Origin of the sequence: Myroides sp. C1519 (assembly GCF_038039755.1) — a bacterium.
Taxonomy (GTDB): domain Bacteria; phylum Bacteroidota; class Bacteroidia; order Flavobacteriales; family Flavobacteriaceae; genus Flavobacterium; species Flavobacterium phaeum_A.
In genome coordinates, this window is sequence record NZ_JBBPHM010000001.1 from 211,656 (window position 1) to 232,404 (window position 20,749).

The following is a 20,749-nucleotide window of genomic DNA, read 5'->3' on the forward strand; positions in this document are numbered from 1 at the left end:
TCAGACAGACATAGCAGTAGTAAGTAATCAACTTACAGAAAATGACACTACAGAGATAATAGTAAGCTTAGGTTTACTTGCAAGTGGTATATTATTATTCAAACGATCACAGCGACAATTGCTATAAGCAATAACATAATTCTCAAAATAAATACATAGTTATTTTAAACAAAAAGCCCCTTACAATAATATTGTAAGGGGCTTTTTAATTTACTGTGATTAAATCACTATTTTTTTGCAAGAACGTAGTGTGCAGCTAACTCACCTTCCACTTCAGTTCCATCTAAGTTTAATTGTTTAAGACTTCCTTCTCTAACTTGGTAAACTGCAAGCACTTCACTCTTAGCGTCTTTTAAAGTAATCACAGATCCTTTGTCATCCCAAGCAAAAGTACCAGCTTCTTCAAACGTACCGTCTTTCTTCTCTTGGTAAACATAAGTTGCTTTAAACGTACTGTCATCATTTAAAACAATAGTAGTTTCGATACCAGGGCAGTCAGCACATGGCGTAACACCTACATAAGTACCATTCCAATCTAAAGAATTTTGAGAAGTATGCTCAGTATCAACATACTCAGCCTCTTGTTCAGTTTGCTCTGTTGCAGGAGTCTCTTCTACTTTTTTGTTGTCTTTACAACCTACAAATGCAATTCCAGCTACCATAGCAGTCATCGCTAATGTCATTTTAACTTTTTTCATTTCCCTTTTTTTTTATGAAGTATAAAAATACAAATAAATATCACATTAAAAGAAAAGCCTAATACAATTTTAATTCTTTATTAACTGTTTAAGGTTTACGATTTACACACTAAAAAACAAAAGCCCCCTTTGCAAACACAAAGAGGGCTTTAAAATCACACTTTAATTTAACGATATTATCTTTTCATAATTCTTACTTTCTTTTTAAACTTACCTGTTTTCACTTCAACAAAGTAAGAACCTACAGTTAAGCTTGCCATATTTACTGTTAGCTTACCATCAGCACCAACAAAACCTTTAAAGTCACGTACCATTCTACCATCAATATCAAACACTCTAACGTGTGCAACTTCATCAATATATCTTGAGTTCATATTGATATACATTTGATCAGCTACAGGGTTAGGCCAAATACCAAAAGAATCACTTTCAATTACTGGGTTCTCACCTTCTTTGTCTCCAGGTTTCTCACCCTCTTTGTCTTCAGGTTTTTCTCCTTCTTTATCTCCAGGTTTTTCTCCTTCTTTATCCCCAGGTTTTTCTCCTTCTTTATCCCCAGGTTTTTCTTTTTCTAAATCCTCAAACTCACCTACAGTAACAACAAGAGAATAGTCCTGTGCTTGCCCCATAGCTAAGCTATTTTTATGTGTAATAATTACCTCATATTTTCCAGGAGCCAATCCTTCTATTTCAATTTTTTCAATATTATCAACATTATTTTCACCTCTCTCAGCATATAAATCAGAAAAATCTTTCTTCAAGCGCCAAGGATAGTAAGTTTTTCCACCTCCTTTAACAACAATATCAAGATCATTAACCAACGTAGGATTCTCAATCATATTTTCCTCTTTATATCCCATCAGTGATCTTGCATAATTACTATAAGCAGGATCGTTCCAAGCAAGAGTAGCAACTAATTTAATTTTTCCTCTCTTAACCTCTACTTCCTTAACCACTTTCCCCCCTTGGCGTAAAGTTTCCTCTAAAACTAAAGCAGAAGTCACCTTATTTCTTGCTGCTTCCAGTACTTGAATACCAGCAGTAGCATTAATTAATCCCCATCCAAACCAATGATCAGGACCAGGAGCAGGACCAGCTTCAGAAGCTGTATGTGCCATCAAAGCACGAATCGTTGCCGCTAAAAATGGCGTTTTTTTCTCACTATACTTTATAGCCCACTCTTGCCATAAACCAAAAACAGCAGTTACAGCAGGAGCAGCCATTGAAGTACCGCTCATCATAGTATATTCCTTCAATGAAATTTCTGTAATTCCAACTTCTGGATTTTCATAAACTGGAGCATATACATCTGATCCTTTCGCCGCGATATCTGGCTTTATTCTAAAATCATCCGTTGGCCCTTGACTACTAAAATTTGAAATCTTAACAGACTTAGGTCCTATATAACTATCCACTTGTTCTGCAGAAGCAACTACAACAATATTTTTAGATACAGCCGTTCCACTAAGCATATCCATTTTTCTTTTATGACGAGCAGTTGGATATGCCGTTGCTGTATATCTACCATCATTTCCTGCAGCAACTACTGGCAAGTAAAATGGATATAAATTCGCTATTCTATCAAAGTCATAGGCTTCATCTGTATAAACCCCATAATAACGAGGTAATGATGAGTCCCTTAAATTTCCATAATCATCAAAAAAAGCTAATCCATACGAGTGATTACTAACTAACACTCCTATTTTAGCTAAGTCTCCCATTTTTTTTGTATCAGAACTCCAGTTATAACTATAAACAGTACTCTTAGGAGCTAAACCTTTTACATTACTTTTATAAAATCCACCAGCAGCAATAATACCTGAAACGTGTGTCGCGTGTGCTCTTGATTTCTGGTGATTATATCTCGAAGGATCTGCATAAGGAATACTTGGAACTCTATCTTTTCCAATTACACGAGACTCACTCGATCCTTTAGAAACAGCGAAATCTTCGTGTCCTGTCAATGCAGTCATACCATCAAGTACCCCGAATATCATATCACTACCTTCCAATAACGAGTTTTCATCGTTATTTGCTTTTAAACCTTCTACTCTTGCCGTTACTCTTGATCCAGCAGACAATGTTGTTCTATATAACAAAAGACCTTCTTCTGTCACCTTAACTACTTCAAAATAGTTCCCTTCTTTATCAACACCACTAATTTTAGCACCACGCTCTTGGGCAACTAAAATAGCTTTCTTTTTCTCTTCATCACCTCTTTTAGAAATCTCATCAACAATTCTTTCCGAACTTTCCAAGTCATAACTTTGTACAACCTTAGTTCTTGTCTGTAAATCTTGCCCTCTCATCTGCAAAGAAAATAGAGGAACTGCTAAAAAAGCAAAAAGTGTAATTTTTTTCATATCGTTAAATTATTCAAAAACTAAATGTAATAAAAATTAACAAACTACAAACCTTAAAAAACAAATAATTACATTAAAATATAAAAATATTGATTTTTACAAAGAAATATTGTGATTAATAAGCATTAATCTCTTTTTAATAATACCTTAACCACTAAGATACTACCAAATATTAGATTAATTTTAAGAAAACCTTTTAATATTTAATAAATCGAACCTTTATCAAATATTTCTAAAAAAAAGAAAGGTAGAATTCCTTCTACCTTCTCCTTAATCAGGAATTATATAATTGTATCAAACCATTAAAATTTTTATCTACTCCTATATAAGTATATTTTATAACTTATTTTTTACCCTAAAAGATCTACTCTCTTTTTCAATAGTTTCAGTAAAAAAGATCTCCCCTGTATAATTAAATTCAATATTATTCATATCACTTTCAAAATCAAAGCCGATACCGATATCTCCCATTACACCTTCTTCACCAACACCAATCCCTTTAGCAGGAATCTCTAACTTATTAAAATCCAACACAAATTGTGAAACAGTCAGATAATTCTCCACAATAAAGTATTCTCCAATTATGAACAAGTCACGAAAAACAACATCCGATTTTTTTGTTACTTCAGTAGGTAAAATACGTTTACCATAGTCAACAATCACCCCATTTTTTTTCACAATAGAGTTATTTGCTACCCACAAAGTCAAGAAAGTAAAATTATTTTCCCCTATAAGCATCAAACTATACTCATTAGCTAATCTACCATCTTCAAGTTCAACAACCTTATCAACCACAATTGACTTTCCATTTACATCCACCACATTCTCTTGAATCAAATCAAGAACAACAAGATCAATATCTAACTCAAGGCCATTTACAAAATAACCATTTGGTTTAGACTCTACATTTACAGTAAGAACAGCACTATCTGCAAATCCCTCTTTCTTAGCTACGAAACTAACCATTCCTAATTCATTCGCTTCAAAAACATTATCCACAAGAGCCTCACCTGTTTTTTCATTATAAACAATAGCGTCTTTAACAGCAACATTATCTGCAAATACAGTAAACATCACTTGGTCACCTTTAATGACAGAAGAAGCAGTAGCCTCAAGTTTCAACTGAACCAACTTCTTATCGCTCACATCAATCTTTAAGATATTACTATCCTTAAATCCTTCTTTCTTAGCAACAACACTAAAAATACCTGCCTGATCAAACTTCACTGGATTCGCGACTGCTTTATTATCAACATAAACACCAGCATCTACCTTCTTACCAGCCTTGTCCACAATAGTAAACTCAAGCTCCTCTCCAACAGTTACATTAGCCTTAGAAGTACTTAACACTAAATCCTGTTTAACAACAACAGGAGTTTCACTGTTGTTATCATCACTACTACAGCCAATAAAAGCAGCAGTAGCTACAAATAAAAGTAATAACTTTTTCATAATTTTTTTCGTATTTGATTAATAGTTAAACAAATAACAAGAAAAATGTTTTAAAAAAATACAACAAATCAAACATTACTCAAAAAAACACTATTACACTCTTATTTTTACATTTATTTCACAAAACTCACTTATTTAAATAAATAATATTCAATCACTACTCCTTAAAAAAACAAATATTAACAAAAAAAACACAGTTCAATAGCTATCTCAAACAAAAACAATTACTTTAAAATATAACAAATCAAACATTTAGTCTTCTCTCTTAACATTATCGCAAAAAAAAGGGAGAACTAAAAAGTCCTCCCTCTACTAAATAATAATTAAAAAAATAACGAATCTTATTTTTCCTTAAGAGTTGCCTCTTGTTCCTTTGCAACAATTTTTACATCAATCCCTTCTGAAGAAGTATATGTAAAATCAAAATCCATAATACCTTTATATGTACCAGGTTTTGAAGGTTCTTTGTCAAATTTAATCGAAACAAAATCAAATACATACTTTTGTAATTTACTACCTAAATCTATAAAAGCTGCCTCTTGCGGTCCTATATAAATAGACTCCATTTCAATATTACTTTTATTATCAGGTAACATACGCGTACCATAATCAATTACTTTACCAGACGCATCTACTTTAATTGTTGGATTTTCAACTAAAAAATCAATAAATATAAATCCTCTACTTATTTTATCATTCTTTGCTACACCAAGTACAATAGAATATTGATTTCCATAAGCACCGTTTTTCATTTTCACTTCTTTAGCTGCAGCCTTACCATTATTTACATCTCCCTTTACCATTTCAATCTCAAGTGAAACCATACTAAATTCTGCAGCTATACCATTTAAAATCATACCAGCCTCTCTAACTTTAACAGCTTCTTTCACTTTAACAGTTACCTTCTCACTATCAGCAAATCCTTCACCTTTCGCTAAAAACTCAAACTCACCAGCAGCAGTTGCTACGAATTCCATTCCTGCCAATTCTTTATTCGCTTTCACATCAAAAATCTTCACACCTTCTTTAACAGCTGCATCCTTACTCATCACTTCAAAAGTAACTTTCTGTCCTACCTCAACCTCAGTAGTGCTTGCCTTTAATGTCAACGGAGCCAATTCTTTTTCAGATACAGTAATAGTTACCTCATTACTTGCATTAAATCCTTTTTTAGCACCTACAACCTTAAATACTCCTACTTTATCAAAAACGTACTTTTTAGTAATTTCTTTACCATCAAGCATTACCGCTCCATCAACTTCTTTACCTGCGTCATCTAAAAGGGTGAAAATCACTTCACCTCCAACAACAACAGTAGTAGTCGATGCTTGTAATTTTAGAGATTTTAATACCCCTTCCTCTGTTTTTGGTCCTTCAACGCTATTATCATCACTGCTACAAGCAGCAATCATAGCTGCCAACATTAATGCATAACCGATTTTTTTCATAATTATAGATCTATTTGTTAGTTTCTTGTTAAACACCTCTTAAAAGTTAATATTAGCTTAATATTAACTTTAGACAGCCACGAATATAAAATATAAATACACATTCACAAACAAAATAAATAACTATTTAAAAAATACTTACAAAACACCCTTTAAATACTAAAATAAATCAAAACACAAGAACAAATGAAGAAGTAAAATCTTAATAAAAAACCAAAAATAAGACATCTAACAAGTGAAAACGATCTATAAAAATACCGATCCAAACAGCAATAGAATACACAATAATTTATATAATTATCCACATTGAAGTTAAAGTTATGTTTTTTCAATGTATATAAGGGTTTACAGGGCTTTTGAACTATTAAATTTAAATAAAACATTGTTAATTTGTGCCAGAAATTAATTAACCAATATTTATGAAAAAATTAATAATGTGCCTTTTCGTAGCAGGGCTAACAGTATTAGGTACATCATGTAGTAGTGATGACAACACAAAAGAAGTTGTATTAGTAGAACAAGCATTAGAAGTACAAGCAACAAAAACCAATGTGGTAAGAGGAGAATCTGTACGATTTATGATTACTTTCAACGGAGAAAGAGAAAGTCAAGCAGAATTATTCATTGGTGATCAACAAATCTACACACCTCACCAGTTCAATAAAGCTGGGGTTTATGAGGTTATCGCTAAAAAAGCTGGAGTTAAAACAAGTAATCCAATCATTATTACTGTTGAAAAAGCGGCGGGTGAACAAGATGAAATCAAAACTTTAGCTATTACTGCAAACTATACATCAGTAGAAGTTGGAGATGTAGTAAAATTCTTTGTTACAGATGGCGAAAAACAAGTAGCTGATGCTATTATAAAAGATGCGGACGGAAAAGTAGTTACAAACGGTACTTGGACTACAACTAAAGAAGGGACTTTTAAATTTACAGCATCTAAAGAAGGATACAACAATAGTACTGAAATAGAAATTAACGTTGTAGCTAAAAAAGCACCAGCTGAATTCTTTATTGAAATTAACGGTGTTGCTCACGAAATTGACCCGAATTCAGTAAGAATGCTTGTAGAATCAGAAACTGTTGATGGTGTTAAAAAACCTAAAATATTTTCTGTAAAAGCTGGTTTCACAACTCTTTACTATGCAAACTTTGTAATATCTGCTACTACTACTGATTTCGGAAGAGTTAACGGTGAAGCACAAGGAGCAATGCTGAGAATTACAAAAAGAGTATTACAAGACATCAAGTTACCACTACAATTACCAGGTGAAAACCCAGAACGTGAACTTAATATTGGTGGATGGGTATCTAAAAATGTTCAGTTTTATGACATTAAAGATAGTCACTTCAAAACTTTTGACACAAAATTAAAAGGTTTCAACGATGGTGGAGAGACTAAAATTCTTATTGAAGCACCAGGTATAAAAATCAACTACAACGGAAGTTTCCGTTCAATGGATTTTACCGCTCCTTCTAAATAACAAATAAAATATTACATTGCGATTACAGCATTTTAAGCTTACAATCAACTTGTAAATACAAAAAAGGACTATCAATGCGATAGTCCTTTTTTTTTGAATATACTGTACATAGTTCTCGCTTCACGCATTACATTTCACATTCCCCCATTCCCTATTTCAAAAACTAATTCTCTTTAAAAATCACATTCCCATTAAACGCAAACTTCAATTCATTCGCATCATTAGTCAAAGAAAACGCCACATCAACCGCACCATTCACTCCATTTTTTCCAACACCAACACCATTTTTATCCACCACTAACTCTTCAAAAACAAGCTCAAAACTCTTCAAAGAATACTTATCCACATCCAGATTATGCTCACCGATCAAAAAGAAATCCTCAAACACAATTTCACTATCTTTATTAGGCAACACACGTTTACCATAATCTACAATCACACCATTTTCTTTAACAATAGTTTCATTCACTACATTGAACGTCAAAAACGCAGCAACCTGTTCACCAGCAGGAATAAGCTCATACACATTTGCCAACTTACCATTCTCAAGCTCAACAACCTTATCAACTTTCACAACGCTTCCATCCACCACAATATCCTCACTCACAACCTCAAGCATCACAATTTCAAATTCAATATCCGTTCCATCTAACGTAAAAAAGATTGGCTTATCATTTGGTGTGTCCTCTACAGTTTCCTCGTGCACAAACACCTTCAACACATTACTATCCTTAAATCCCTCCTTCTTAGCCACCACATAAAAAACACCCAACCTATCAAACTTCACAGGGTTATTAACTTGCCTATCCTCAATATAAAAAGCAGCATCTACTACCTTACCCTCACTATCCACTGCAGTAAACACAAGCTCATCCCCAACAATTATCTTATTTTTTTCAGCAGTCAATAACAACTCTTCCCTCACCAACACATTATTAGTGTTATCATCACTACTACAACCAACAAAAGCAATAACAGCCAAAAACAGAAGTAATATCTTTTTCATAACTTTTTAAATTTAATTTATTAATAAATACAAATAACTTAAAAAAATCACTCAAAAAATACAAGAAACACAAATATTACAAAAAACAACCTAAAACACCAATATTGCTTACAGATAATTGAACCAAACCCCTGTTTCCATCAAAAAATCAGCAATAAAAACCAACCACTCCCCTAATTATTCGGATATATAAAAGTTTCTGCATTTTCAGTTCACGTATCACACATAACGGTTTACGCATTACGTTTTACGTTTCACGCATATAGGTTTTCAGTTCCCCGTTTTCGGTTCACGTTTTACGGTTCACGCATCACTTTTCACGTTTTAAGGTTCACGGATTCCCCCCACGCATACCGCAATGCAAATGTTAGACGCAAAGTATTGCGTCTCTACCGATAAACTATATCCATAAAAAAAGGACCATCATTGCTGACAGTCCCTTATATATTTTAGATTAACGTTTCACGCATCACGTTTTACGTTTCACGCATATCGGTTCCCCGTTTTCGGTTCACGTTTTACGCATATCGTTTCACGCATATCGGTTACCGGTTAACAACCTACACTCCTCTCACCTTCTGTTCCCACGCCCACGCACTACGCAGCGACTCCTCCAACGTTTGCTCCGCCTTCCAGCCCAGCACCTCGTTCGCACGTTTCGTACACGCATACGCCTCAGTGATATCACCCTCACGTCTATCCACGATCTTATACGGCAATTTCACACCAGCCACAGCCTCAAACGTATTCACGATCTCCATCACCGACGTACCCTTACCAGTACCCACATTAAACGTCTCCACCTTAGCCACATTCTCACCCTTCACCAATCTATCCAAAGCAGCCACGTGCGCCTTAGCCAAGTCCACCACGTGAATATAATCACGCACACACGTACCATCAGCCGTATTATAATCATCACCAAACACAGACAACTCCTTGCGAATACCAATAGCCGTTTGCGTAATAAACGGGATTAAGTTTTGAGGAACCCCCAACGGCAACTCCCCAATCAATCCAGACTCGTGCGCCCCAATCGGGTTAAAATAACGCAATAAAATCGCATCAATATTAGTCACCTTAGTCACATCCGTAATAATCTCCTCCCCAATCTGCTTCGTATTTCCATAAGGAGACAACGCCACCTGCACAGGAGCAGTTTCAGTAATCGGCATTTGCGCCGCCTGACCATAAACAGTACAAGACGAACTAAAAATAAAATGACTCTTCTCTTTTTGTTCCAATTGTTTCAAGACATATAACAACGGACAAATATTATTTTCATAGTACAACAGCGGTTTCTCCACACTCTCCCCCACAGCCTTAGACGCCGCAAAGTGAATCACACCCGTAATATCCGTATGAGCAGCAAACAACTTCTCAACCCCAGCTTCATTTCTCAAATCCAACTCCACAAATGTCGGGCGCTTCCCAGTAATCCCTTCAATACCATCCAACACATCCACAGACGAATTAGACAAATCATCCACAATTACCACCTCATATCCTTGGTTTTGCAATTCCACCACAGTATGAGAACCAATGAATCCCAAACCACCTGTAACTAATATTTTCACGTATTTATATTTTTAATGATCAATTTCTTCTTCAAACCCAAAGATATTCTTTTATCACAAACCGTTCAAAGGAAATTAGTCAAAATGTCTTTTTTATTAGTGTACAGTTAATGGGTTATCGTTTCTCGTATCACGCATCACGGTTTTCGGTTCCCCATTTTCGGTTTCCCATTCACGAATGTATATCACGCCCCGCGCTCCGTACGGGCGAACCCACGTGTTCGCCCCCTATTGTTTATTTATAAACAAACCTGCATAATACATCCCCACAAAGACGCATCACGCATTACCTTTCACGCATCTCAATTCACACCAAAAAAAAGGACCATCATCTCTGACAGTCCTATATATATTTTATTTAACGTATCACGTATATCGGTTTTCGGTTCACGGTTTACGCATCACGCAAATCGGTTTCACATTTCACCCCTTTCGAAGCAACGAAGCCGCCTCTTCATCCAAGATATACTCAATATTCTGAAGCTTCTGTAAAAACGTAGCCGGCACCTCTGCAGAAATCCCACCTTCAATCGCCTTAGCAATAATCTCCGCCTTGCGCTTACTCAACGCCAGCAAGATCACCTCCTTCGCATCCGTAATGGTCTTAATCCCCATTGTAATCGCCTGCGTAGGCACCTTCTCCTTACCACCAAAATCAGCAGACGCATCCTCACGAGTCAGGTCGTTTAGCGTAACCAAACGCGTCTTAGACGAATCCACAGAACCAGGCTCATTAAACCCGATATGTCCCGTACGTCCAATCCCCAACAACTGAATATCCAATCCACCAAAATCAGCAATCTTCTGTTCATATAACTCACAATACTCCTGAATTCCCTCAATAGACAACGTCCCATCCGGAATATGAATATTACTCTTCACAATATCAATATGATCAAACAAATTACTCTTCATAAACGACACATAACTCTGTTCCTCAATCGGCATCATCGGATAGTACTCGTCTAAGTTAAACGTAATCATATTTCTAAAACTCAATCCCTCATACTTATGCAGGCGAATCAACTCTTGGTACACCCCTTTCGGCGTAGAACCCGTTGCCAGCCCCATAATCGCATTCTCCCCCTTCGTTTGCTTTTCTTTTACAATCGCAGCAATACGATTAGCCGTATATTGAGAAGCCTCTTCTTGACTTGCATATACCTTAACCACATCCTCTTTAGTAGATTTTATATTCGATGGTTTATAAAAATCCTTCATTTACTTACTTTAAATTTTAAAAACAAGGCTTACCCCTTCCCATAGCACTCAAATCATCCCTCTTCATTAAACATCACTCCTTCACTACAAGTTACAATTTGTATGCCACGTAATTCTTAAAATAAAGTCAATATTTGACAATCTCCTATTCCCCAGATAGAAAAAACAAATAAAATTGCAATAAGTGCGATATGTATTTTGATTTAAGTTCTCAAAAATACAAATTTATTCCACAATGCGTGTAATTCATTCACATCTAACAATGTTAAAATTGATGAATAGCCGCTTTTTTTGAGTAAAGCAACAGCAGACACCGTTCCCTGTTTACACTTCTCGGTTTACAGTTCCCACTCCCCTCTTCATCACTTCCCTCACTAAACACAGGTGTTTACCCATTTTAACACCCTATCAATACCCAATAAAACTACTTTTGCCCTTCCTTACAAAACACCATATAATGAACTACAAAACACAAACCCTATTTATCCTATTACTATTACCCTTCTATACAATCTATGCTCAATTTGACTTAAGCAGAGAAATAAAAAGCAATGTTCGCCTAACATCCGTAGAACTACCCAATGCCATTACCAACTATTACGAAGGACTAATAGACAATAAACACCCTATTAGTATCAGCATAACCCATTTAGACAATCAGATTACCGCTGTATATACTGACTATTACCAAAAAGAAGCCATTAACTTATACGGACAATACGATTACAACACCACGTACAACTACAACACTAAGGCGTTTAACCCGCCTTACTTTACTTTCTTTGCATCAGGACTGCGCAACGCAACAAAGGCACATACATTCTTTTTTATGATGCAAATCGAGCCCTATGACGCAGAAACCTTAGTTATAACAGAACATTACCTTAACAAAGCTGTCAACACCAAATTGTATTTAACAAAACAGCCCACCAACCATACCTATATAAAAAAGTTCAACACAGCCGAGTTTATAGAACAAGCACAGGTTAAAACAGCCTTAGAAGGAGAATACAACCTACAAGACCTACACAAAACCCAATGGCTTTATCCGACTATTGCACATACTAATGCGGCTATAGAAAAAGAGATCAATCGAAAAATAGAAGCACTTGTTGTTAATTCTGTAGCAGACTTCACAACCGTAGAAGACGAATTAGTTTATCATTTACAAAACAATCGCCAAACCATCTTAGACCAACCGATTACCTATTCACCCCCCAACCTACAAGCGTGGGATATTCTAATCAATTCCCTACCACCAGATTCGTTACACTATGCTATACACAATGTCAAGGTAGCCTATAACGCCAATAACATCATACAGCTAAACAGCCATTCGGTACATTGGTCAGGAGGTCTTGTTCCAATTGCCTATGAAACCAAGTTAATAAACACCAACACAGGAAACTATATCACATTTGACGAATGCTTTATCCCTCAAGCAAAAGAAGTAATCTACAATTACCTACTTCAACACCATTGGGAACCAACAACAATAGACAAGGATATAACCGATAAAATGTTTGGCATAAACAACTACGGAATCTCTTACCAGTTTTACGAACCACCCCTATTACACGTTAGCTTAAAGCAGCAAAACATTACCGTTCCCTTTAAACTCTTAAACAAATACATCAAAGCCAACGGACCTCTTGGGGTATTTAAGCGAAAGAAGTAAAAAGGAGACACTGTAAATAAAGAATGACAACCACACAGCAATTTTGCTATATTTGCCCAAAATCAACAAAACAATGAAAGTAGGAATCACCTTTAGCCCTTTTTATAGCTTAGACGCTCAGTACTTAGCTATGTTGCAAGACGCTAAACAACACTGTGATTATTTAATCGTTGGACTACAAACCAATCCGGCAAAAGATCACAACTACACAGAACCCTCTACCCTGAGTTTAACAGAGCGTTTTGTACAATTAAACAATTGTGAACTAATTGATGAAATTATTCCGTACGAAACAGAACAAGACGTAGAAGACATTATGAGAGCTTTCTATATCAATATTCGATTTGTACAAGAAAAATATAAAGAAGATTTCATAGCCAAAGATTACTGTGATGAAGCGGCTATTGAAATACGCGTTTTTAACTTATAACGCTAACTTATTCCGTTACAAAAAAGCACGAAGTATATTTTTACTTCGTGCTTTTTTTATTCTCTTAATTATATAAAAAAAGAACACCCCTGTAAACAGAGGTGCTCGATATAATAAGAAAACATTAATATTGAGGCAACATACATTACCTCTTAATTTAAAACTTACTTCACCATTTACGGTGAAGCACATTTGAAAAAATCAAAAAGCAAATAACGTTTTATAACGTTAGCACTTTTTAATATCTTGAAAAATAATTGACTATAAAATACACCATTTCTGTGTCTACTTGATTACCATAGTAAAAATAGGCATCATAGAGCATTCACGAAAGAAATAAAGGGTAGAGTAGCTTGTTTTTTGAGTAAGTACTATCTTTTGACTTGTAAACTCAATAGCACAGTGTAGTATAAAAGGATAAAGAGAAAGCAAATTAAAAATTTTGTATAATAATGTGTGTGCATTGAATACAATACTCTCTCTTATCCTTTAAGAGACCAAATGTAAGGTTTAATCTATTCATAAACTACACAAAAAAAGGCGAACCATAAGGTTCGCCTTTTTATTATCAATTTACTTCTCTTGAATCACCCCTTGCTCCAGTAAAAAAGCCCTAACATCTGCCTCAAAAAATGCAGCTAACTTTCTACTACCATAAGCATTTAAATGAGACTTGTCATAATAAGCAATTGTATCATTAATGTAAGGCAATGAAAGTATTTTTTCATAATTCAGTGGCATCAAAACAACTTGATCTGACTCTTGTATTAACTCCTTTAAAAACGCAGGAAGCTCTTTTACCTTTCCTACTACTTTATTTTTATTATCCTTTTCTAAAACACTCCTATTCACTCTAATCAAATTATCCTTAAAAAGAGGATAATCACCAACAATAATAATCTTTTGCTGTGGCTTTAAATTCTCTACAAGCTTAGCCATTACTTTATCTAAAGACTTTACCTTATCCATCCATTCAGATGATACAAATATAAAATCACTTTCTGCAATTAAAGCATCACTAACCCCTTGCAACTTCTTAAAACTTTTATAATCACTTTCTGAAGCAAACTCACTGCGATCAAAATCACCTATTAAAGGGAAAACATCGCGTGAAACAGTTTGAAACTGTAAATTATTCACCTTGCCTACTTCATCAAAAAAAGCCTTATATGCCAAAGCGTGACTATCTCCAATCAAACAAATATTATTACTTTTTGCCAATGTATCTCCTAAAACGCCAACCTTGATAAAACTACCAGCATGTGAATCCATTCCAAATGTAGGAGATGAATATAGGGGAAGAATAGAATTATTTACCTTGCTTCCCACCTTAGGCAAGGTAAAGATTAAAAGTACTAACAATATAGGAATACCCGTAAAACTTAAAATAAACTTCTTATTATCATACTTTCTAAACGTATTCTCTAAAAAGCGATATGACACCCACGATACCCCATACGTCAACAAAGCGATTAATACAATCTCATACCATGTAAAAGTAGCTCTAACAGTATAATAACGTATATAAGCCATAATTGTCCAATGCCATAAATAAATAGAATAAGACAACTCACCTATATGCACTAAAACGCGATTAGAAAGTATGGCATTTACCGTTGAATCAGTTGTTATTAATAACAAGGCTGTAAACAAGCAAGGCAATAATACCCATAGTCCTGGGAAATTCGTATGTTCATTAAAAAGCACTCCTACAACAAGCAAACCAATTACCGCTATTACAGCAATAAGGTTCTCATATTTCTGAATAGCTTGCTTTATTTCACTTCCTTTAACAGCAAACACTACCCCTATTAAAAACTCAGGAATACGCGAAAACAGCGAAAAGTACATTAAACTTTGGTTATCTGCATACGTACTATTGTAAAAAGAATAAGCAAACAGACTACCGATTAATACTAAAGCCAACGGCACAATCCACTTTCGTTTAGTCAAAAGTAAAAACAGCGGCAATAAAAAATAAAACTGCATCTCCAACGATAGTGTCCACGTATGTAAAAGGGGGTTCTCTTGGCTACTTGCACCAAAATAATCACTTGATTTAGCTAAAAAATTATTTGAATTAAACACCATTGAGTTAAATAAATTCCCTCTAAGACCTTTAATATCTATTGATAAATAAATCCAGAGTCCAACAATCGCAACAATCAATAAAAAAACATAAAAGACAGGAACAATTCTTTTGATTCTACTACTATAAAAATCTTTAAAACTAAAGGTATTTTTATCTTTTTTATGTAAAATGATACTACTAACTAAAAAACCAGATATTACAAAGAAAACATCCACTCCTACAAAACCACCTGACAGCCAGGCAGGATTCAAATGAAAAACAAAAACCAACAATACAGCCAAAGCTCTTAAGCCTTGAATATCATATCTAAACCCCATATATTACTATTTAACTTTAAAAGAAGGCAAATTTAAAAATAAAAACCACAAAGCAACTTATTAAAGGGCTAAGTAAACTATTTATTGAGTGAAAACACGCCATAACGTTATTTTTTAGCAAATAAAAAAAGCGAACCTTATGGTTCGCTTTTTTTATTATCTCGAAAAGACACATTATTGCATCTCTATGTAATTTATATAATCTCAGAAACTATTAACCTAAAACAGTCAATAGCAACCTAAAATGCAAAAAATGCTTTAACAGCCTCTGCAATTCTTGTTCTATCTTCATCCGATAAATTAGAACCAGAAGGCAAACACAATCCACAATCAAATAAGTGTTCTGCTACCTTATTAGCTCCGTAGTATGGTGCATCAGCAAATACCGGTTGTAAGTGCATTGGTTTCCACAACGGACGTGTTTCAATATTTTCTTCTAACAACGCTAAACGCAATTGCTCTCTGTTTTTTCCTGCTACTTTTTCATCAATTGTAATACAAGATAACCAGTGGTTAGAGAAAAAATCTTCTGTTGGCTCTACAAATACAGTAACTCCAGCAATATTAGCAAATAACTCTTGGTAGAACTTATTGTTTGCTCTACGAGCGGCAATACGGTCGTTTAACACTTCCATTTGTCCTCTACCAATTCCTGCACTAATATTACTCATACGGTAGTTATACCCAATGTGTGAGTGTTGGTAGTGAGGTGCGTTATCTCTTGCTTGTGTAGATAAAAATACGGTATGGTCTTTTTCTTCTTTTGTAGAACAAACTAAAGCACCACCACCTGAAGTAGTAATAATTTTATTCCCATTAAAACTCAAAGCAGCCATTTCACCAAACGTACCACATTGTTGTCCTTTGAATGTACTACCTAACCCTTCAGCCGCATCTTCTAATACTGGAATCTCATATTTATTAGCAACAGCCATAATCTCATCCATCTTAGCAGGCATACCATATAAGTGAACAGGGATAATCGCTTTTGGTTTTTTACCTGTTGCTAACATTCTACTTTTAATCGCATCCTCTAAAGCAATCGGACACATATTCCAAGTATCTGATTCACTATCTACAAATACAGGCTTAGCCCCTAAATAAGCGATAGGATTAGCAGAAGCAGAAAACGTCATAGTCTGACAGATTACTTCATCTCCAGGTTTAACCCCAAGATTAATTAATCCGATGTGTAAAGCAGCAGTACCTGCACTTAAAGCAGCCACTTGTACATCTTGTTTTAAGAAAGCCTCTAAGTCTGCTTCAAATCCGTTTACGTTTGGTCCTAAGGGTGCAACCCAGTTTTGATCAAAAGCTGCGTGAATGTAGTTTAATTCCTGCCCTCCCATATGAGGTGAAGACAACCAGATTTTTGATTTCATTATATTGTAATGTTTTTGTTCTATTTTGGAATGTCAAATGTACGAATAATGCCAATTATATAATATTAAAATCAGCAAAGTAGTGGTTTTTATTAGGCAATTAAAAAACCTTTCATCCAGTGATGAAAGGTTTTGTGTTATTTTTGATTTGTATATTTTATTATTTTACCTGGATTACCTACAACAACAGCGTAGTCAGGCACATCTTTAATAATTACTGCTCCTGCACCAATCGTACACCATTTTCCTATTTTTACTCCTTGTATAACAGCAGCACCAATACCAATATGAGTTCCTTCTCCTACTTCAACATTACCTGCCAAAGCAACATTAGGAGAAATATGCACAAAGTCTGAAATACTGCAATCGTGATCTACAGAAGCGTTCGTATTAATAATACAATGCTTTCCTATAACTACCTCACTGTTAATTGTACTTCCCATCATTACTACCGTACCTATACCAATTTTAGCGCGTTTACTAATATTAGCTTTGGAAGATAATAATGCTATATAATCTAAGTGACTATCTCTGTTTGCAATTAACTTTCGCACTTTATTATTTCCTATACTTATACAGGCTTTCCCCTCTATATTTTCTGCTGTTGCACCAACAATTGGATAATTTAAAAGAGACTTTAATTCAGGATTGCCATCAATAAATCCATCAATCACTATACCCAATTCTTCAGCAATTTCAGCAATTACCTTTCCATGTCCGCTTGCTCCGTATAAGTACATACTATAAATTAATTATTTCCATTAAATGCTTCAGCAGTAGCTTGTCCTTCTTGCGAAATCCCTTCTCTTACAAAAACCTTTTTAATCGTTAAAAAGAAAATTTTTATATCTAAAGTAAAACTAATATGATCCACATAATAAACATCTAACTCAAACTTACGCTTCCAAGAAATAGCATTACGCCCATTTACTTGTGCCCAACCAGTAATACCCGGTTTTACTTCGTGACGTCTTGCTTGTTCTGCATTATACAAAGGTAGATATTGAGGCAATAAAGGACGAGGTCCTATTAAACTCATATCTCCTTTTAATATATTAATTAATTGTGGTATTTCATCCAAAGAAGTCTTACGAACAAAAGAACCAATAGGCGTTAAACGATCAGCATCTGATAACAAATTACCATTAGCATCCTTTTTATCATTCATTGTTTTAAACTTCACAATTTTAAATATCTTACCTCCTTTACCAGGTCGAGCTTGAAAGAAAAAAGGTTTACCATCGTTAGCAATTGCTAAACCAATCATTACAAGGATAAATATTGGACTAAATACTAACAAACCAAAGAAAGCTGCTAAGAAATCAAATACTCTTTTAAAAAAATGTTTATACATATTACTACTTCTTTGAATCCTCGTATTCTTTTATTAATCTATTATATTCTTCTAATAAAGCATTCCAAACTATTTGCTGTTCATAGCGCTCGGTAATCATTGGACGACTATTTTCTTTTAACTGATTATAATATTCGTTATCATTTAAGAATTTAAGCATTTCAAATTCTATTGCTTCCGTATTTTTTACAGGAATAATACTACCATTTTTATCCTGTACAATAATCTCATTACATCCATTTATATCAGAAACAATACTTGGTAATCCCATTGCTCCTGCCTGCATAACTACATTAGGAAACCCTTCTCTATAACTTGGAAAAACCAAAGCATTAGAAATTGCAAAATACGGTCGTACATCCTTTTGAAAACCAACAGAAATAATATTTTCATTAGTCTCCATTTCCTCTAAAGTACTATTACGCAAAGGATCCAATTCACTTTCTAATGGGCCCACTAATAGTAATTTTACATTTGAACTATTTTTACAGATGTTTTTAAAAGCGTGAACTAATTCATTAATCCCTTTATCACCAACTAAACGTCCTACAAATATAAAAACAAAATCACCTTCTTTTATATCTAAGGTCTCTTTTAATTTTTCTAACTCCTCTTTACAAAGTACATCTCTATTGAAAATAGAAGTATTAATACCATTAGAACTACCATCAGCAATTACTTCTAATTTAGATGGCGAAGTGAATTTTTCTAATAATATAAAATCATACAATCCTTTGGAATTAGGATAAACCTTAGTAGCAGAAGAGTAAGTAAGTTTTTCTACAAAATTTAGAATACTACGTTTTATTCCCGTTGCTTCCATTAAAGGCAATCCTGCAACTGTATGTAAACGAATTGGAACTCCTGCTAATTTAGCACCTAACATTCCTACAATACCTGCTTTAGGTGTATGTGAGTGTACTATTAGAGGTTTTTCTTTTTTACATAGCCAATAAAAATTCCACAATGACTTCAAATCTTTAATTGGAGAAATTGTACGAGTCATTTCGAGTGGTACAACACCTACTCCTTCATCTTTATGTACATCATCCAATTCTTTTCCACAAGATGAAACGCCTAAAACATTAAATCCTTTTTCAAACATAAATTTATGCTGTCCTTTTAAAAGGGTTTTTAAAGATATTGGTACTGTAGTTATACGAATTAAAGTATTCACAATTAATTAAATTTTATATTACTGAATATAATATTTCTTATTTTATTATTCTCAACTAACTTTCTTTGGTTTTTCTTAACAATTAAATCTTCAATATGTATATCAATACTTTTAAAAACGACATAAGGACTAAATTCATAACCATAAGGACTAAATAATTTTATACCCATAAAAATAGGATTTATAATTTTTATATCTTTAAATTCTATAAGTCCTACAAGTTTTTTAAAATCAACATCATAATTTCTTTTATAATCACCATAAACGATCCCAATACTATCATTTATTGAAATAAGATTACTAATTGTAATGGACAATTCTCTATCCTCATATGATGGATATCTCATTAAACCCACCGAAACACCAACACCATTATTTGAAGACTTAATATTACTTATTTTTAAATTTTCTAATAATGCTTTACTATTATTGGGCTCTATACAAATACCTGCTGTAGGTAATGTACCATCAGTAAAACTAACATCGATTTCACTAAGAGTAATATTCTTTCCACTTCCAATGGTTATACCATTTCTTCTATTCTTGTGAAGATTTATTTCACGAATAATAACATTTTCACTATTTTGCTTATCTGAATGAGTTACATCTATCCCATCCCCCCAACATTGAGAAACACTCACATTATTAATCAAAATATTAGTACCCCCTTTTATATAAATTCCCATACCCCATTCGCCTTTTTTGCCTTTATGATTAAACCTATCACCTATTATTACGGCATTTTGAACTATTACATCATGTACATTTTCAATTAACAACATTGCATAATGAGATTTCGAGCTTGGCTTCAAGACAAGCCTTCCTCCATCTTCAAAATCTAATTTTGTAGATGACCTAAGAATTAATCCTGTATCATTTATTAAAATCGGAAAATCTGGAAATACAATATTATCATAATTATCTAATACATCTTGCAAGTATTCTGTATAATCTACACTTGCATCTTTCACATACCCATTAGGAAGGAAACTTTTAATATTAACTTGGCTAAAAACTAAAGTAATATTAAAAATAAAAAATAATGTAAAAAAACGTTTTTCTAACAT

General features: G+C 34.0%; 16 protein-coding genes. 3 read left to right on the forward strand and 13 right to left on the reverse strand.

What is annotated here, in order from left to right; translation table 11 throughout:
- Window positions 1–227 precede the first annotated feature (227 nt).
- The 4 genes from AABL81_RS00940 to AABL81_RS00955 all read right to left on the reverse strand — a co-directional run bounded on the left by AABL81_RS00940 (window position 228) and on the right by AABL81_RS00955 (window position 5,961).
- Window positions 228–698, reverse strand: a complete 471-nt coding sequence (locus AABL81_RS00940; protein WP_158210661.1) for a copper resistance protein NlpE — start codon at window positions 696–698, stop codon at window positions 228–230.
- Window positions 699–874: 176 nt separating this feature from the next.
- Entirely contained in the window at window positions 875–3,061 is a 2,187-nt protein-coding gene (locus AABL81_RS00945; protein WP_341340126.1) for a S8 family serine peptidase, read from the reverse strand.
- A 336-nt stretch (window positions 3,062–3,397) separates the two neighbouring features.
- Entirely contained in the window at window positions 3,398–4,513 is a 1,116-nt protein-coding gene (locus tag AABL81_RS00950; RefSeq protein ID WP_341340127.1) for a hypothetical protein, read from the reverse strand.
- 341 nt (window positions 4,514–4,854) lie between these two features.
- Window positions 4,855–5,961 carry a hypothetical protein gene (locus AABL81_RS00955; RefSeq protein ID WP_341340128.1) on the reverse strand — a complete coding sequence of 369 codons (1,107 nt, stop codon included), beginning with the start codon at window positions 5,959–5,961 and terminating at the stop codon, window positions 4,855–4,857.
- A 419-nt stretch (window positions 5,962–6,380) separates the two neighbouring features.
- Between AABL81_RS00955 and AABL81_RS00960 the strand changes: the two genes are divergently transcribed.
- The gene (locus tag AABL81_RS00960) at window positions 6,381–7,448 is read left to right on the forward strand and encodes a hypothetical protein (RefSeq protein WP_341340129.1); all 1,068 of its coding nucleotides are present in this window, start codon (window positions 6,381–6,383) and stop codon (window positions 7,446–7,448) included.
- A 163-nt stretch (window positions 7,449–7,611) separates the two neighbouring features.
- On the opposite strand, the gene AABL81_RS00965 is transcribed toward AABL81_RS00960, so the two are convergent.
- From AABL81_RS00965 to nagB, 3 genes are all read right to left on the reverse strand, one after another.
- Complete coding sequence (locus AABL81_RS00965; protein ID WP_341340130.1) at window positions 7,612–8,454, reverse strand: hypothetical protein; 843 nt, start codon at window positions 8,452–8,454, stop codon at window positions 7,612–7,614.
- Between the two features lie 560 nt (window positions 8,455–9,014).
- Window positions 9,015–10,031 (reverse strand): UDP-glucose 4-epimerase GalE, encoded by a 1,017-nt coding sequence (gene galE, locus AABL81_RS00970; protein ID WP_158210655.1) that lies wholly within the window; start codon window positions 10,029–10,031, stop codon window positions 9,015–9,017.
- A gap of 423 nt (window positions 10,032–10,454) precedes the next feature.
- Window positions 10,455–11,252 (reverse strand): glucosamine-6-phosphate deaminase, encoded by a 798-nt coding sequence (gene nagB, locus AABL81_RS00975; RefSeq protein ID WP_286404398.1) that lies wholly within the window; start codon window positions 11,250–11,252, stop codon window positions 10,455–10,457.
- 457 nt (window positions 11,253–11,709) lie between these two features.
- On the opposite strand from nagB, the gene AABL81_RS00980 reads away from it, so the two are divergent.
- Together AABL81_RS00980 and AABL81_RS00985 are read left to right on the forward strand one after the other, a co-directional pair.
- Complete coding sequence (locus AABL81_RS00980; RefSeq protein WP_341340131.1) at window positions 11,710–12,930, forward strand: hypothetical protein; 1,221 nt, start codon at window positions 11,710–11,712, stop codon at window positions 12,928–12,930.
- A gap of 73 nt (window positions 12,931–13,003) precedes the next feature.
- Window positions 13,004–13,360, forward strand: coding sequence for a glycerol-3-phosphate cytidylyltransferase (locus tag AABL81_RS00985; RefSeq protein WP_286397892.1), 357 nt, complete (start codon window positions 13,004–13,006; stop codon window positions 13,358–13,360).
- A 573-nt stretch (window positions 13,361–13,933) separates the two neighbouring features.
- Here the strand turns inward: AABL81_RS00985 and AABL81_RS00990 are convergent.
- From AABL81_RS00990 to AABL81_RS01015, 6 genes are all read right to left on the reverse strand, one after another.
- The gene (locus AABL81_RS00990; RefSeq protein WP_341340132.1) at window positions 13,934–15,769 is read right to left on the reverse strand and encodes an acyltransferase family protein; all 1,836 of its coding nucleotides are present in this window, start codon (window positions 15,767–15,769) and stop codon (window positions 13,934–13,936) included.
- 239 nt (window positions 15,770–16,008) lie between these two features.
- Window positions 16,009–17,151, reverse strand: a complete 1,143-nt coding sequence (locus AABL81_RS00995; protein WP_341340133.1) for a DegT/DnrJ/EryC1/StrS family aminotransferase — start codon at window positions 17,149–17,151, stop codon at window positions 16,009–16,011.
- A gap of 137 nt (window positions 17,152–17,288) precedes the next feature.
- Window positions 17,289–17,891 (reverse strand): acetyltransferase, encoded by a 603-nt coding sequence (locus AABL81_RS01000; RefSeq protein WP_341340134.1) that lies wholly within the window; start codon window positions 17,889–17,891, stop codon window positions 17,289–17,291.
- Window positions 17,892–17,899: 8 nt separating this feature from the next.
- Entirely contained in the window at window positions 17,900–18,505 is a 606-nt protein-coding gene (locus AABL81_RS01005) for a sugar transferase (protein ID WP_341340135.1), read from the reverse strand.
- Between the two features lie 4 nt (window positions 18,506–18,509).
- Window positions 18,510–19,682, reverse strand: a complete 1,173-nt coding sequence (locus AABL81_RS01010; RefSeq protein ID WP_341340136.1) for a glycosyltransferase family 4 protein — start codon at window positions 19,680–19,682, stop codon at window positions 18,510–18,512.
- A gap of 2 nt (window positions 19,683–19,684) precedes the next feature.
- The gene (locus AABL81_RS01015) at window positions 19,685–20,749 is read right to left on the reverse strand and encodes a right-handed parallel beta-helix repeat-containing protein (RefSeq protein ID WP_341340137.1); all 1,065 of its coding nucleotides are present in this window, start codon (window positions 20,747–20,749) and stop codon (window positions 19,685–19,687) included.

What these genes read in the sequence shown, in the direction of transcription:
- AABL81_RS00940 (WP_158210661.1), bottom strand. Translation starts at nt 698, where the DNA reads ATGAAAAAAGTTAAAATGACATTAGCGATGACTGCTATGGTAGCTGGA.
- AABL81_RS00945 (WP_341340126.1), bottom strand. Translation starts at nt 3,061, where the DNA reads ATGAAAAAAATTACACTTTTTGCTTTTTTAGCAGTTCCTCTATTTTCT.
- AABL81_RS00950 (WP_341340127.1), bottom strand. Translation starts at nt 4,513, where the DNA reads ATGAAAAAGTTATTACTTTTATTTGTAGCTACTGCTGCTTTTATTGGC.
- AABL81_RS00955 (WP_341340128.1), bottom strand. Translation starts at nt 5,961, where the DNA reads ATGAAAAAAATCGGTTATGCATTAATGTTGGCAGCTATGATTGCTGCT.
- AABL81_RS00960 (WP_341340129.1), top strand. Translation starts at nt 6,381, where the DNA reads ATGAAAAAATTAATAATGTGCCTTTTCGTAGCAGGGCTAACAGTATTA.
- AABL81_RS00965 (WP_341340130.1), bottom strand. Translation starts at nt 8,454, where the DNA reads ATGAAAAAGATATTACTTCTGTTTTTGGCTGTTATTGCTTTTGTTGGT.
- nagB (WP_286404398.1), bottom strand. Translation starts at nt 11,252, where the DNA reads ATGAAGGATTTTTATAAACCATCGAATATAAAATCTACTAAAGAGGAT.
- AABL81_RS00980 (WP_341340131.1), top strand. Translation starts at nt 11,710, where the DNA reads ATGAACTACAAAACACAAACCCTATTTATCCTATTACTATTACCCTTC.
- AABL81_RS00985 (WP_286397892.1), top strand. Translation starts at nt 13,004, where the DNA reads ATGAAAGTAGGAATCACCTTTAGCCCTTTTTATAGCTTAGACGCTCAG.
- AABL81_RS00990 (WP_341340132.1), bottom strand. Translation starts at nt 15,769, where the DNA reads ATGGGGTTTAGATATGATATTCAAGGCTTAAGAGCTTTGGCTGTATTG.
- AABL81_RS00995 (WP_341340133.1), bottom strand. Translation starts at nt 17,151, where the DNA reads ATGAAATCAAAAATCTGGTTGTCTTCACCTCATATGGGAGGGCAGGAA.
- AABL81_RS01000 (WP_341340134.1), bottom strand. Translation starts at nt 17,891, where the DNA reads ATGTACTTATACGGAGCAAGCGGACATGGAAAGGTAATTGCTGAAATT.
- AABL81_RS01005 (WP_341340135.1), bottom strand. Translation starts at nt 18,505, where the DNA reads ATGTATAAACATTTTTTTAAAAGAGTATTTGATTTCTTAGCAGCTTTC.
- AABL81_RS01015 (WP_341340137.1), bottom strand. Translation starts at nt 20,749, where the DNA reads ATGTTAGAAAAACGTTTTTTTACATTATTTTTTATTTTTAATATTACT.